The organism is Pseudomonas sp. AM8 (assembly GCF_036346475.1).
GTDB classification, from domain to species: domain Bacteria; phylum Pseudomonadota; class Gammaproteobacteria; order Pseudomonadales; family Pseudomonadaceae; genus Aquipseudomonas; species Aquipseudomonas marginalis.
The window spans coordinates 286,544-302,079 of record NZ_JAOTNX010000013.1 but is presented as its reverse complement, the minus strand read 5'-3'; the positions used below and the strand labels follow the sequence as shown (position 1 = coordinate 302,079).

Annotated in this window: 2 protein-coding genes; both read left to right on the top strand. The window is 64.0% G+C overall.

Annotation, left to right across the window (positions count from 1 at the left end):
* Positions 1 to 499: phosphopantetheine-binding protein (locus V3W40_RS27830; RefSeq protein ID WP_330216067.1), on the top strand; the 499-nt coding region annotated here is incomplete at its 5' end.
* Positions 500 to 509: 10 nt separating this feature from the next.
* A complete protein-coding gene (locus tag V3W40_RS27825; RefSeq protein WP_330216066.1) occupies positions 510 to 15,470 on the top strand; it encodes a non-ribosomal peptide synthase/polyketide synthase in 14,961 nt (4,986 codons plus the stop codon).
* Positions 15,471 to 15,536: the final 66 nt, after the last annotated feature.

Here is a 15,536-nt window from a genome sequence, read left to right as displayed (position 1 = left end):
AAACGCCGGGGACGACTGGCGCGATGTGCTCAGCGCCCATCTTGCCCAGCAGTTGCCGGACTACATGGTGCCCGCCCAATGGGTGCTGCTGGAGCAGATGCCTCTGAGCCCCAACGGCAAACTGGATCGAAAGGCCTTGCCCAAGACGGACGCCAGTTTGCTCGCGCGGGAGTATGTCGCGCCGCAGAGCGAGCTGGAACAGCAGATCGCCGCGATCTGGGCCGAAGTCCTGGCGGTACCGCGCGTGGGGTTGAACGACAACTTCTTCGAACTGGGCGGCCACTCGCTGCTCGCTACTCAGGTGGTGGTGCGCCTGCGCGAGCAGCTGCACGCCGAATTCGACGTCAAATCGATCTTCACCACCCCGACCCTGGCCGATTTCAGCGCCTATGTGGCAGGCCAGCAGACAAATAATTCGCCGGTGCAGGACGCATTGGCTAAATCCTTGGAGGCTCTCAAACGTCTATCAGCAGAAGATTTGGATAAATTGACTTCCTGAGGGGCGTGGCGTGCAAGCATTAATCGAGTCGGTAGGGTCACTTTCGGCGCAGCAAAAGAAAGCGTTGGCGGTAATGCTCAAGCAGCAAGGCATCAACCTGTTTGAGATTGCCCCGGTTTTCAAGCGCCAGGAAGGTGAGCCTCTTCGGCTCTCTTATGCCCAGGAGCGGCAGTGGTTTTTGTGGCAGTTGGAGCCGCAGAGCACCGCCTATCATGTGCCAAGGGCCTTGCGCCTTACCGGCCAACTGGACGTGGCCGCGTTGCAGCGCAGCTTTGACACACTGGTGCTGCGCCATGAAAGCCTGCGCACGCATTTGCAGGAGGACGGCGACAGTGCCTTGCAGGTGATTGCCGATCAGGTACGGGTGGATATTGCCCTGGTCGACGCCGAGGAATCCGAACTCAAGGCGCTGGTGGAAGCCGAGATCGCCCAGCCATTCGATTTGCAGCAAGGCCCGCTGTTGCGGGTCAAGCTGCTGCGCCTGGCGCCCCAGGAGCATGTGTTGGTGCTGGTGCAGCATCACATCGTCTCCGATGGCTGGTCGATGCAGGTAATGGTCGACGAGCTGGTGCAACTGTACGCCGCCTATGTGCAGGGCCAGGACCTGCAACTGCCGGCCTTGCCGATCCAGTACGCCGACTACGCGCTGTGGCAACGCAGCTGGATGGAGGCGGGCGAGCGTGAGCGCCAATTGGGTTACTGGAAAGGCATGCTCGGCGGCGAGCAACCGGTCCTCGAAATGCCCATGGACCGTCCACGGCCAGCGCTACAGAGCTACCGCGGGGCCAGGCTGGACCTGACCCTGGAAGCCTCTCTGGTGGCAGGCCTCAAGACCTTGGCGCAGCGTGAAGGTGTGACGATTTTCATGCTGTTGCTGGCGTCGTTCCAGGCTGTGCTGCACCGCTACAGCGGCCAGGCTGACATCCGCATCGGTGTGCCGGTGGCTAACCGTAATCGGGTGGAGACCGAGCGCCTGATCGGCTTTTTCGTCAACACGCAAATTCTCAAGGCCGATATCGACGGCCAGATGACATTTCGTGAATTGCTGCAGCAGACCCGCCAACGCGCGGTCGAGGCCCAGGCCCATCAAGACTTGCCGTTCGAGCAGTTGGTGGAAGCGCTGCAGCCCGAGCGCAGCTTGAGCTACAACCCGTTGTTCCAAGTGATGTTCAACCACCAGACCGACACCCAGCGCGGTGGCGGCAGTGTAACGGGGTTGCAAGTGCAAGGGCTGGAGTGGGACAGCAAGACGTCGCAGTTTGACCTCAGCCTCGACACCCAGGAATCGGCTGACGGTATCCAGGCGTCGCTGACCTATGCCACTGACTTGTTTGATGCGCCTGGCCTGGAGCGTTTCCTTGGCCATTGGCATCGCCTGTTGCACCGGGTGGCCCAGGATTGCGGCGGCCGTATCGGTGAGTTGCCCCTGTTGGATGATGCACAGTGGCAGCAACAGGTGCACGGCTGGAACCACACGCCCATGGCGTTTGCGCAGGACGAGGGCGTGCATCGGTTGCTGGAGGCCCAGGCGCAAGCGCGCCCCGACGCCATTGCCCTGGTGTGCAACGGCCAGGCGCTGAGTTACGGCGAGCTGAACTGTTGCGCCAACCGCCTGGCCCATCGCCTGCGCGCTGCGGGTGTCGGGCCGGACGTGCTGGTGGCGGTGGCCCTCGACCGCTCGGTGGACATGGTCTTGGCCTTGCTGGCGACGCTGAAGGCCGGTGGCGCCTACGTGCCGCTCGATCCGCAATTCCCGGCGGACCGGCTGGCCTTCATGCTGGAAGACAGCCGCGCTCGCGTGCTATTGACTGCCGGCGACCTGCACGAACGCCTGCCACTGGCGGCTGACCAGCAATTGCTGCTCATGGACGCACAGGAAGATGCGCGCTACAGCAGCGCCAACCCCGATATCGAACTGACGGGCGAGCACCTGGCCTATGTGATCTACACCTCCGGTTCCACCGGCAAGCCCAAGGGCGTGATGGTGCGTCATGGCGCACTGAGCAGCTTCACCCATGGCATGGCCAGCACCCTGGCCATTGGCGCTGACGCGCGGCTGTTGTCGTTGACCACGTTCTCGTTCGATATCTTTGCCCTGGAACTCTACGTGCCGCTGGCGACAGGTGCGACGGTGGTACTGGCCGACAAGGACGTGTCCCTGGATCCCGAGGCGATTCTGGATCTGGTGCAGCGCGAAGCGATCAGTGTGGTGCAAGCCACGCCGTCGACCTGGCGCATGCTTCTGGACAGCGAACGCCGTGCCTTGCTGCACGGGGTCAAGTGCCTGTGCGGTGGCGAAGCGTTGCCGGCCGACCTGGCCCGGCGCATGCTGGCCCAAGAGGGTGCGGTGTGGAACCTGTATGGTCCGACCGAAACCACCATCTGGTCGGCGGCCCATGAGTTGGTCGAGCCGGTGCCCTTTGTCGGTCGGCCAATCGCCAACACCTCGTTGTTTATCCTCAATGCCGAGCTCACTCCGAGCCCGGTAGGCACCAGCGGTGAGCTGCTGATCGGCGGTGTCGGCCTGGCCCGGGGGTATCACGGCCGGGCTGCGTTGACCGCCGAGCGTTTTGTGCCCAATCCGTTTGCGCGCAACGGTGAGCGGCTTTATCGCACAGGCGATCTGGCGCGCTATCGCGCGGATGGCGTGGTCGAGTACATCGGCCGCGTCGACCATCAGGTCAAGGTGCGTGGGTTCCGTATCGAACTGGGAGAGATTGAGGCGTGCCTGCGTGAGCAGCGTGCGATCCGCGAAGCCGTGGTGGTGGCCGAGCATGACCAGTTGCTGGCCTATCTGGTGACCGACACCTTGACGCCGGAAGCCGATCAGGGCGCCTTGCGCGAAGCGTTCAAGGCCGCACTGCGCGAGGTGCTGCCGGATTATATGGTGCCGGCGCACATGCTGTTCCTGGCCCGCCTGCCGCTGACACCGAACGGTAAGCTGGATCGCAAGGCGCTGCCCAAGCCAGACGCCAGCCTGCTGCAAAAACGCTATGTGGCGCCGGTCGGTGAGAAAGCCCGGCAGGTGGCGGCGATCTGGGCCGAGGTGCTGGGTGTGCCACAGGTGGGCCTGGAGGACCATTTCTTCGAGCTCGGCGGTCATTCGCTGCTGGCGACCCGCATGGTGTCCCGTGTGCGCCAGGCGCTGGGTATCGAGGTGGCACTCAAAAGCCTGTTTGAGCAACCGGTGCTGGGCGCCTTCGTGGCGTCATTGGGGGATGCAGGCGCCGAGGTCGCGCAGATCACCCGCGCCGATCGCGCACAGCCGCTGGCCCTATCGTACGCCCAGGAGCGCCAGTGGTTCCTCTGGCAGCTGGAACCCGACAGCGCGGCCTATCACATTCCTGCCGCGCTGCGCCTGTCGGGTGCGCTTGACCGTGTGGCCCTGCAACGTGCGTTCGACACTCTGGTGCAGCGCCATGAAACCTTGCGCACGGTGTTTTTTTCCGACGTTAGCCAGACCGTTCAGCGTGTGCTCGAACAGGCTGCGCCGGTCATTGAACACCAGGTCGTGGGCGCAGCCACCTCCGGCGAATTGCAGGGGTGGGTGGAGCGCGAAATCGCCCGGCCATTTGACCTGCAGGCCGGCCCGTTACTGCGCATCAAGCTGCTGCAACTGAGCGAGCACGAGCATGTGTTGATACTGGTCCAGCACCACATCGTGTCGGATGCCTGGTCGATGCAGGTCATGGTCGATGAATTGGTGAGTTTGTATGCCGGTTACAGCCAGGGGCTCGAGCCAGTGCTGCCGGCACTGCCGATTCAATACGCCGACTACGCCCAGTGGCAGCGTGGCTGGATGGAGGCGGGCGAAAAAGCCCGGCAATTGGCCTATTGGCGGGCCCGCCTGGGGGATGTGCAGCCGGTACTGGAGCTGCCGCTGGACCGCCCGCGCCCGGCGATACAACGTTACGAAGGTGCGCGCCTGGATGTGCTGGTCGAACCTGCCGTGGTCGAGGGCTTGCGCGCCCTGGCGCAGCGCGAAGGCGTGACCATGTTCATGCTGCTGCTCGCGTCTTTCCAGTCGATGTTGTACCGCTACACCGGCCAGTCGGATATCCGTGTCGGCGTGCCTATCGCCAACCGTAACCGCCTGGAAACCGAACAACTGATCGGCTTCTTCGTCAATACCCAGGTGCTCAAGGCCGAGATCGACGGGCACATGACCTTTGCCCAGCTGTTGCAGCAGGTCAAGGAGCACGCGTTGGGGGCGCAGGCCCATCAGGACCTGCCTTTCGAACAGTTGGTCGAGGCCCTGCAACCCGAGCGCAGCCTGAGCCACAACCCGCTGTTCCAAGTGATGTTCAATCACCAGTCCGACGCCCATGCCAACCGTGGCAGCCAGCAATTGCCGGGGCTGCAGGTGCAGGGGCTGGAGTGGGACAGTCATACGGCGCATTTCGACCTGAGCCTGGACACCCAGGAGTCTGCCGAGGGCCTGCACGCTTCGTTGACCTACGCGACCGCATTGTTCGACGCCAGTACCCTGCAGCGCTTCGCCGCGCATTGGCAAAACCTGCTGAAGAGCGTGGTAGGCACGGCCCGGCAGTGTGTCGCCGACTTGCCGATGCTGGGCCGCGATGAGCAAGCGCAGATGCTCTATGAGTGGAACCCGCCGCGACCCGCGCGTGCCGCCCACAGCAGCGTGCTGGTTAAATTCGAGCAGCAGGTGGCGAGCCGGCCCGACGCCGTCGCCCTGATCATGGATCAGCGGCGCATGAGTTACGCCGACCTCAACCAGCGCGCCAACCGCCTGGCCCACGCCCTGATCGAACAGGGCGTGGGCGCCGACAGCCTGGTCGGCGTTGCCGTGGACCGTTCGCTGGAAATGATCGTGGCCCTGCTGTCTGTGCTCAAGGCCGGCGGCGCCTATGTACCGCTGGACCCGCAATACCCCCGCGACCGCCTGCAATGCATGATCGAAGACAGCGGCTTGCAGCTGTTGCTGACCCAGCATTCCTTGCTGGAGCGCCTGCCGATCAGTGCCGACCTGGCGTTGATCTGCCTGGAGTCCGATCCGCAGTGGCTGGCCGAGTACCCGTCGAGTAACCCCGAGGTGCGCGCGTTCCCGGCCAACCTGGCCTACCTGATGTTCACCTCGGGTTCGACCGGGCGGCCCAAGGGCGTGGGCATCGACCAGGCTTCGTTGGCACGCCACGTCGAGGTGTTTACCGAGGTGTTTGCGCTGACCGCCGCTGACTGCGTGCTGCAATTCGGTACATTCAACTTCGACGGTTTCGTCGAGCAACTCTACCCGGCGCTCTGCTGCGGGGCCGCGGTGGTGGTGCGTGGCGGCGAGCTGTGGGACAGCGACACCTTCTACACCCAACTGATCGAACATGAGATTTCGGTGGTCGACCTCACCACCGCCTACTGGCACCTGATTGCCCGGGACTTTGCCGAGCGAGGTGTGCGGGACTATGGGCGGTTGCGCCAGGTGCATGCGGGCGGCGAAGCCATGCCGCCGGAAGGTTTGGCTTCCTGGCGCGATGCCGGCCTGGGCCATGTGCGCCTGCTCAACACCTACGGCCCCACCGAGGCGACCGTTACGGTCACGGCCCTCGATTGTGCGGGTTATGTCGATGGCCGCGAAGCCGTCACGCAAATGATGCCGATTGGTCGCGTACTGGACGGCCGCGCCATCTACCTGCTGGATGCCAGCCTCAACCCGGTGCCTGTGGGCGTGGCCGGCGAACTGGTGATCGGCGGGCCATTGCTGGCGCGGGGGTACTTCAACCGCGCGGCGCTGACCGCCGAACGCTTTATTCCCGACCCCTTCGACCCCGCTGGCGGCGGTCGCCTGTACCGCACCGGCGACCTGGCGCGCTACCGTGCCGATGGTGTGATCGAGTACATCGGGCGCATCGACCATCAGGTCAAGGTGCGTGGCTTCCGTATCGAACTGGGTGAAATCGAATCGCGCCTGCTGGCCCAGGATGCGGTCCGCGAAGCGCTGGTGATTGCTGCCGACCAGCAACTGATCGCCTACCTGGTTACCCCCATGGCCGAGTCCGGGCAGGACGCACTGCGTGAGCAGCTTCGCACGGCTTTGCGCGATGAGCTGCCGGACTACATGGTGCCGGCGCACTTCATGTTCCTGAAGGCACTGCCGTTGAGCCCCAATGGCAAGTTGGATCGCCATGCCTTGCCACGCCCGGATGCGAGCCAGGCGCTGCACAGTTGGGTGGCGCCGGTCAGTGTGCTGGAGCAGCAGGTTGCCGCGATCTGGGCGGATATCCTCGGTGCTGAACGTATTGGCCTGACCGATCATTTCTTTGAGATGGGCGGGCATTCCTTGCTGGCCATGCAAGTGGCGTCGCGCCTGCGGCATAACCTGGGGATCGAGTTGCCGCTGCGCGTGCTGTTCGAACAACCGCGCCTCGACGGCTTTGTCGCGGCCCTGCACAGCGAGGGCAAGCAGGGCGGTTCGACGGCGCCGGCGTTGGTGCCGTCTTCCCGCGATGTGCCCTTGGTGTTGTCGTACGCCCAGGAGCGCCAGTGGTTCCTCTGGCTGCTGGAGCCCGACAGCGCCGCCTACCATGTGCCCAGCGCGTTGCGCCTCAAGGGCCAGCTGGACCTGAACGCGCTGCAACGCAGCTTCGACACGCTGGTAGCGCGCCATGAAAGTCTGCGCACCCATTTGCATCAGGGTGATGAGCAGACCGTGCAGGTGATTGCGCCGCAGGCCACGGTCGACATCGTTCTGGTCGAGAGCGACCCGACCCGGCTCAAGGCCCAGGTGCAAGCCGAGATCGCCCGCCCGTTCGACCTGCAGGCCGGGCCATTGCTCAGGGCCACGTTGCTGCGCCAGAGCGAGAACGAGCATGTACTGGTGCTGGTGCTGCACCATATCGTCTCCGACGGCTGGTCGATGCAAATCATGGTCGATGAGCTGGTGCAGTTGTATAGCGCCTACAGCCAGGGCCTGGATCTGCAACTGCCGGCCTTGCCGATCCAGTACGCCGACTATGCCCGCTGGCAGCGCGAGTGGATGGACGCGGGCGAAAAAGCCCGGCAGCTGGCGTACTGGCAAGGTTTGCTGGGTGGCGAGCAACCGGTGCTGGAATTGCCTTTCGACCACCAGCGCCCGGCCGAGCAAAGCCATCGTGGTGCGCGCCTGTTTGTCGAGCTGCCGCCCGCGCTGGTTGCCGACCTCAAGGGCCTGGCGCAACGCGAAGGCGTGACTCTGTTCATGCTGTTGCTGGCCTCGTTCCAGGCGCTGATGCACCGTTACAGCGGCCAGGAAGACGTGCGCGTCGGGGTGCCGATTGCCAACCGCAACCGGGTCGAGACCGAGCGGCTGATCGGCTTCTTCGTCAACACCCAGGTGCTCAAGGCCGATATCGATGAGCAGACTTCTGTCACGCAACTGTTGCAGCAGGTCCGCCAGCGTGCGCTGGAGGCCCAGGACCATCAGGACCTGCCGTTCGAACAACTGGTGGAGGCGCTGCAACCCGAGCGCAGTTTGAGTCTTAACCCGTTGTTTCAGGTGATGTTCAACCACCAGACCGAAGCGCGCCTGGGCGGCGTCGAACACGCGCTGTCCACACTGCGCGTCGAAGGCCTGGAATGGGAGAGCCAGACCGCCCATTTCGACCTGGACCTGGATGTGCATGAAGGCACGGACAGCATCTGGGCCACCTTGGGTTACGCGACCGACCTGTTCAACGCCTCGACCATCAAGCGCATGGCCTGCCATTGGCAGAACCTGTTGCAGGCGATGGTTGCCGATCAACAGCAATCCATCAGTCAACTCAACCTGCTGGGCCAGGATGAGCAACGACACATCCTGCAGCTGTGGAACCAGACCGACGCCGGCTTCTCGGCCGAGCGTCTGGTACACGAAATGGTTGCCGACCGCGCCGCCGAAAACCCCGCTGCGGTGGCGGTCAAGTTCGATGCGCAAACCCTGAGTTATGGCGAGCTGGACCGCCAGGCCAACTGCCTGGCCCATGCCCTGGTCGCCCGTGGCATCGGCCCCGAAGTGCGCGTGGCGATTGCCATGCCGCGCAGTGCCGAGAGCCTCGTGGCGTTCCTCGCGGTGATGAAAGCCGGCGGCGTCTACGTGCCGCTGGATATCGAATACCCGCGTGATCGCCTGCTGTACATGATGCAGGACAGCCGTGCGAAGTTGCTGCTGACCCACACCAGTGCGTTGTCGCAACTGCCGATTCCCGAAGGCCTGGACAGCCTGGCGATTGATCGTACCGAGCAATGGGCCGATTACGGCGACACTGCGCCGGATGTAAAACTGCACGGCGACAACCTCGCCTACGTGATCTACACCTCCGGTTCCACCGGCCTGCCCAAGGGCGTGGCGGTGTCCCACGGGCCGTTGGTGGCGCACATCATTGCTACCGGCGAGCGTTATGAAACATCGCCGGCCGATTGCGAACTGCACTTCATGTCGTTCGCCTTCGACGGCTCCCACGAAGGCTGGATGCACCCGCTGATTAACGGCGCCAGTGTGCTGATCCGTGACGACAGCCTGTGGCTGCCCGAGTACACCTACACGCAGATGCACCGTCACAACGTGACCATGGCGGTGTTCCCGCCGGTGTACCTGCAACAACTGGCCGAGCATGCCGAGCGCGACGGCAATCCACCAAAGGTGCGGGTCTACTGCTTCGGTGGTGATGCCGTGGCCCAGGCCAGCTATGACCTGGCCTGGCGCGCGCTCAAGCCGACCTACCTGTTCAACGGCTACGGCCCGACCGAAACCGTGGTGACGCCGTTGCTGTGGAAGGCGCGCAAGGGCGACCCCTGCGGCGCCGTCTACGCGCCAATCGGCACGCTGCTGGGCAACCGCAGCGGCTACGTACTCGACGCGCAACTCAACCTGCAACCCATCGGCGTCGCCGGTGAGCTGTACCTGGGCGGCGAGGGCGTGGCCCGTGGTTACCTGGAACGTCCGGCGCTGACCGCCGAACGCTTCGTGCCGGACCCGTTCGGCACGCCGGGCAGCCGCGTGTATCGCAGCGGCGACCTGACCCGTGGCCGCCCGGATGGCGTGGTGGATTATCTCGGGCGTGTCGACCACCAGGTGAAGATTCGTGGTTTCCGTATCGAACTGGGGGAAATTGAAGCGCGCCTGCGTGAGCAGGACAACGTCGGTGAAACCGTGGTGGTGGCCCAGGAAGGCCCGACCGGCAAACAGCTGGTGGCCTACGTGGTGCCGGCCGACGCCAGCCTGGTCAACGAAGCCGAATTCCGCGACCACCTGCGCCGTGCCCTGAAAACCCGCCTGCCGGATTACATGGTACCAACGTACTTCATGTTCCTGGCGCAAATGCCGCTGACCCCCAACGGCAAGCTCGACCGCAAGGGCCTGCCGCAACCGGATGCGAGCCTGTTGCAACAGGCTTACGTGGCCCCGCAGAGCGAGCTGGAACAACAGCTCGCGACGATCTGGGCCGAGGTGCTGCGCCTGCCGCAAGTGGGCCTGAACGACAACTTCTTTGAGCTGGGTGGTGATTCGATCATCTCGATCCAGGTGGTCAGCCGTGCTCGCCAGGCGGGTATTCGGTTCACGCCCAAGGACCTGTTCCAGCACCAGACCGTACAAAGCCTGGCCGGTGTCGCGCGCCAAGGCGTCGAAGGCGTGACGATCAGCCAGGCCGCGCTCAGTGGCGAAACCTTGCTGCTGCCTATCCAGCAAGCGTTCTTCGCCGATGAGATCGCCGAGCGTCATCACTGGAACCAATCGGTGGTATTGCAACCCCATGAACACCTCGACGCCACGACGCTGACCCAGGCCTTGCAGGCGTTGATCGTGCATCACGATGCGTTGCGTTCGCAGTTCGTTGACGGTGCGGGTGGCTGGCAGGGCGTCTATCGCGGTGCCGAACAGCACCAGGCCGACGCCGTGCTGTGGCACCGCACGCTGCAGGACATCGACGAACTCGCGGCCTTGGGTGAAGAGGCACAACGCAGCCTGGACCTGGGCCACGGCCCGCTGATACGGGCGGTACTGGTCGAGTTGGACGGTGGTGCACAGCGCTTGCTGTTGGTGATCCACCACCTGGTGGTGGATGGTGTGTCGTGGCGGATCCTGCTGGAGGACCTGCAAACGGCTTACCGTCAGCTCGCCCGTGGCGTTGCCGTGGTATTGCCGGTCAAGACCAGTTCCACCCGCGATTGGGCACACCGACTGCAGCAGTACGCCCAGGGCGATGCGCTGACCGGCGAACTGGCATGGTGGCAAGCGCAGTTGCACGACGCCGAGGTCGACCTGCCAGCTGCCAGACCGGGTGCCAGCTTGAGCAACCGGCATGCCGGCAGTGCGACCACGCACCTGGACAGCACTCACACCCGGCGTCTGTTGCAGGATGCACCGGCGGCCTATCGCACCCAGATCAACGATGTGTTGCTGACCGCCCTGGCCCGGGTGATCGGGCGCTGGACCGGGCACGCGTCGACCCTGATCCGTTTGGAAGGCCATGGCCGCGAAGACCTGTTCGACGATATCGACCTGACCCGTACCGTCGGTTGGTTCACCAGTCTCTACCCGGTCAAACTGACGCCGGCCCTGACCCTGACGGACTCGTTGAAGGGGATCAAGGAGCAACTGCGCGCCATTCCCGACAAAGGCATCGGCTTTGGTGCCTTGCGTTACCTGGGGCAACCGCAGGTTCGCGAAGCCCTGGCGCGCTTGCCGCAGCCACGCATTACCTTCAACTACCTGGGCCAGTTCGATGCCAGTTTTGATGACAGCGAGGAGCCGGGCCTGTTTGCGCCTTCCGGTGACGCTGCAGGGGCCGATCAAAGCCCTGAGGCATCCTTGGGCAATTGGTTGGAAATCAACGGCCAGGTGTATGGCGGCGAATTGAACCTGACCTGGAGCTTCAGCCAGCAGATGTTCGACCCGGCCAGCATCCAGCAATTGGCCGATGACTATGCCCAGGAACTCAAGGCACTGATCGCGCATTGCTGCCAGCCTGAAAACACCGGTGCCACGCCGTCGGACTTCCCATTGGCGCGCTTGAGCCAGGCACAGTTGGATGGCCTGTCGTTGCCGTTGAACCGGGTCGAGGACATCTACCCGTTGTCACCGATGCAACAGGGCATGCTGTTCCAATCCTTGTATGGACAGGGTTCCGGCGACTACATCAACCAGATGCGCGTCGATGTGCAAGGGCTGGATGTAAGCAGGTTCCAGGCGGCCTGGCAGGTTGCCGTGGAACATCACGATATCCTGCGCACGGCGTTTCTCTGGCAGACCGAGCTGGAGCAGCCGTTGCAAGTGGTCTACAAGACGGTGCGGGTGCCTTTGCTCGAACACGACTGGCAGCACCGCACGGACCGCGCCGAAGCACTCGACGCACTGGCCGAAGCCGCCCGGGCCGAAGGCTTTGTGCTTGAGCAGGCCCCATTGTTGAGCCTGGTGGTGGTGCGTACCGGTGCCGACAGCCATCATCTGATTTACACCAACCACCACATCCTGATGGATGGCTGGAGTTCATCGCAGTTGTTCGGCGAGGTCCTGCAGCAGTACGCCGGTGAGGTGTTGCGCGCGCCGAACGGGCGTTACCGTGACTACATCGCCTGGCTGCAGGCACAGGACCCGGTCACCAGCGAAACCTTCTGGAAGGCGCAGCTGGCGGGGCTGCAGGAACCTACCCGGCTGTCGCGCGGTGCCAGGCGCGAGCAGGGTGTGTCCCAGGTCAACGGCATTCACCGGCTGGTACTGGAGCAGTCGGCCACCGAGCAGCTCAAGGCCTTTGCCCAGCGGCACAAGGTCACCTTCAATACCCTGGTGCAAAGTGCCTGGCTCCTGCTGTTGCAACGGCATACCGGCCTGGACACCGTAGCGTTCGGTGCGACGGTGGCGGGACGTCCGACCGAGTTGCCGGGCATCGAGCAGCAGGTCGGTTTGTTTATCAACACCTTGCCAGTGGTGGCGACGCCGAGCCCGCAGTTGAGCGTGGACGCCTGGCTGCAGCAGGTGCAGGGGCAAAACCTGCGTCTGCGCGAGCAAGAGCACACGCCGTTGTTCGACATCCAGCGATGGGCCGGGCTCGGTGGCGAAGCGCTGTTCGACAGCATCCTGGTGTTCGAGAACTACCCGGTGTCGGCGGCGTTGGAGCAGGGCGCCCCGGCGGGCCTGCGTTTCGGCGCGATGGACAGCCTGGAACAGACGCACTATCCCTTGACCGTATTGCTGGCCATGGGTGAACGCCTGGCCGTGGAGTTCAACTACGACCCGGCTGCGTTCGGCGAGCAGGACATCGTCCATCTGGCCGAGCACTTCGAGCAGGTGTTGCAGGCACTCACTCTTGCGCAGGTGGAGCGCCTGGCGGACCTGCCATCCCTGCCTCAGGCACAGCGCAAGGTGATCGTCGAGGACTGGAATGCGACGGCGCGCGAGTACCCGCTGCCGCGCGGTGTGCACCAATTGATCGAAGATCAGGTCGCCCTGACGCCGCAGGCTCCCGCCCTGGCATTTGGCACGCAGCGGCTGAGCTACGCCGAGTTGAACCGCCGCGCCAACCGCCTGGCCCATCGTTTGCTCGAAGCCGGCGTAGGCCCGGACATGCTGGTCGGCCTGGCGCTGGAGCGTTCCATCGAAATGGTCGTCGGCCTGCTCGCGGTGCTCAAGGCCGGTGGCGCCTATGTGCCGCTGGACCCGGAATACCCGCGTGAGCGCCTGGCCTACATGCTGGACGACAGCGGCGTGAAACTGCTGCTGACCCAAGCCCATTTGCTTGAGCAATTACCGATTACCCAAGGCCTGGAAACCCTGGTGCTGGGCGAGTCTGCCTTCGAGGGCTACAGCGACGCCAACCCAGGCATCGCCCTGGACGGCGAAAACCTCGCCTACGTGATCTACACCTCGGGTTCCACCGGGCAACCCAAAGGCGCGGGCAACCGCCATTGCGCACTGACCAACCGCCTGTGCTGGATGCAGGAGGCCTACGCGCTGGATGCCCGCGATACCGTGTTGCAGAAAACCCCGTTCAGTTTCGACGTCTCGGTGTGGGAGTTCTTCTGGCCGCTGATGACCGGCGCACGCCTGGTGGTCGCCGCACCGGGGGACCATCGCGACCCTGAAAAACTGGTCGGCCTGATCACGCGTGAACAGGTCACCACACTGCATTTTGTGCCGTCGATGCTGCAAGCGTTCCTGCAGGATTCGAACGTGTCTTCCTGCGCCAGCCTGCAGCGCATTGTGTGCAGTGGCGAGGCGTTGCCGGTGGATGCGCAACAGCAAGTGTTCGCCAAACTGCCGCACACCGCGCTTTACAACCTGTACGGCCCGACCGAAGCGGCCATCGACGTGACCCACTGGACGTGCGTGGATGAAGGCCGCGACGCAGTGCCGATCGGCAAGCCGATTGCCAACCTGGGCTGCTATGTCCTGGACAGCCATTTCGAGCCGGTGCCGGCCGGCGTGCTGGGTGAGCTGTTCCTGGGCGGCGTGGGCCTGGCGCGCGGTTATCACCGGCGCCCGGGCTTGACCGCCGAGCGCTTCATCGCGCATCCGTTCATCAAGGGCGAGCGCCTCTACCGTACTGGAGACCTGGCGCGCTACCGCCCTGACGGTGTGATCGAATACGCCGGGCGTATCGACCATCAGATCAAACTGCGCGGCTTGCGTATCGAGCTGGGTGAAATCGAAGCACGCCTGCTGGAGCACGAATCGGTGCGCGAGGCGGCGGTGCTGGCGGTGGACGGCAAGCACCTGGTGGGTTACCTGGTCTTGCAGGAGCAGGGCGAGGGCTGGCGTGAAACCCTCAGTGCACACTTGGCTGTGCAGTTGCCGGATTACATGGTGCCGACGCAATGGTTGCTGCTGGAACAGATGCCCCTGAGCCCCAACGGCAAGCTGGACCGCAAGGCATTACCGAAACCGGACACGCAGTCGACCCAGCGGTTTGAAGCACCACGGACCGAGCTTGAACAGAAAGTCGCCGCGATCTGGGCCGATGTGCTCGGTGTGGAACACGTCGGGTTGAATGACAACTTCTTTGAATTGGGCGGCCATTCGCTGTTGGTGCTGATGCTCAAGGAACGGATTCGCAAGGCCAGCGGCATCGGCCTTTCGGTCAGCCAGTTGATGCTCAACCCGACCGTACGCGCGCAGGTCGGCTGTCTCGCAGGCAGCACTCGCCGCTCGCTGCTGGTGCCGCTTAACAGCCGCACCGAAGGCACGCCGCTCTATCTGTTCCACCCCAGCTACGGTTCGGTGCATTGCTACAAGGCCATCGCCCTGGCGTTGCGTGAGCAGCGGCCGGTCGTCGGGGTGATCTGCCGTGCGTTGGCCGAGGAGGGCACCGAAGTGCCGGCCTGGTCCAGCATGGTCGAGGATTACTCCGCGCAATTGCTGGAAGCCCAGCCCGAAGGGGCCTTCCGCCTGGCGGGCTGGTCGTTGGGCGGCAACCTGGCGGTAGAGGTTGCCTATCACCTGGAACAGGCGGGCCGACAGGTGGAGTTTGTCGGCTGGATCGATTCGTCGCCGCCGCGCTGGCTCACCCCGTACTGGGAAGCGGCAATCGTGACCGACGACAGCGAGATATCCGACAACGAACGGCGCGTGGACTTGCTCGGGGTGATGTTCCCGGCGTTTGCAGAGGCTGTCCATGCCACCTGGCAGGACGTGCAGGCCGCCCACGCCGATGCAGGCACGCAATGGGCACGCTTCGTCGAATGGGCCGAGGCCACCCTGGGTGACGCCTTCCTCGACATCAGGCAAGCGCTGTTGGAGGGCAACGAAGCGCAGGTGTCCTGGGACGTCGACCGTACGTTGGTCAAGCGCATGGAGCAGGCTGACTTCAAGCCACTCAAGGCGCCTGTCAGTTGCTGGTGGGCCGCCATGAGCCGGGCCGGTCAGCACCGGGCGTTGATCGAAGCCAGCATGCAGCGGGTGATTGGCGAGGGCTGTGTGGTGCGGTCGGTGGTGATTGAGGTGGACCATGAGCGCATCATCGACAACGCCGAATTTGTACGCAGCCTGGTGACGGCCATGGCGTAACCGTCACTTGGGCAGAAAGCCCCGGCTCACGTGGTGTGAACCGGGGCTTTTTTGTGGGTGGGCTCT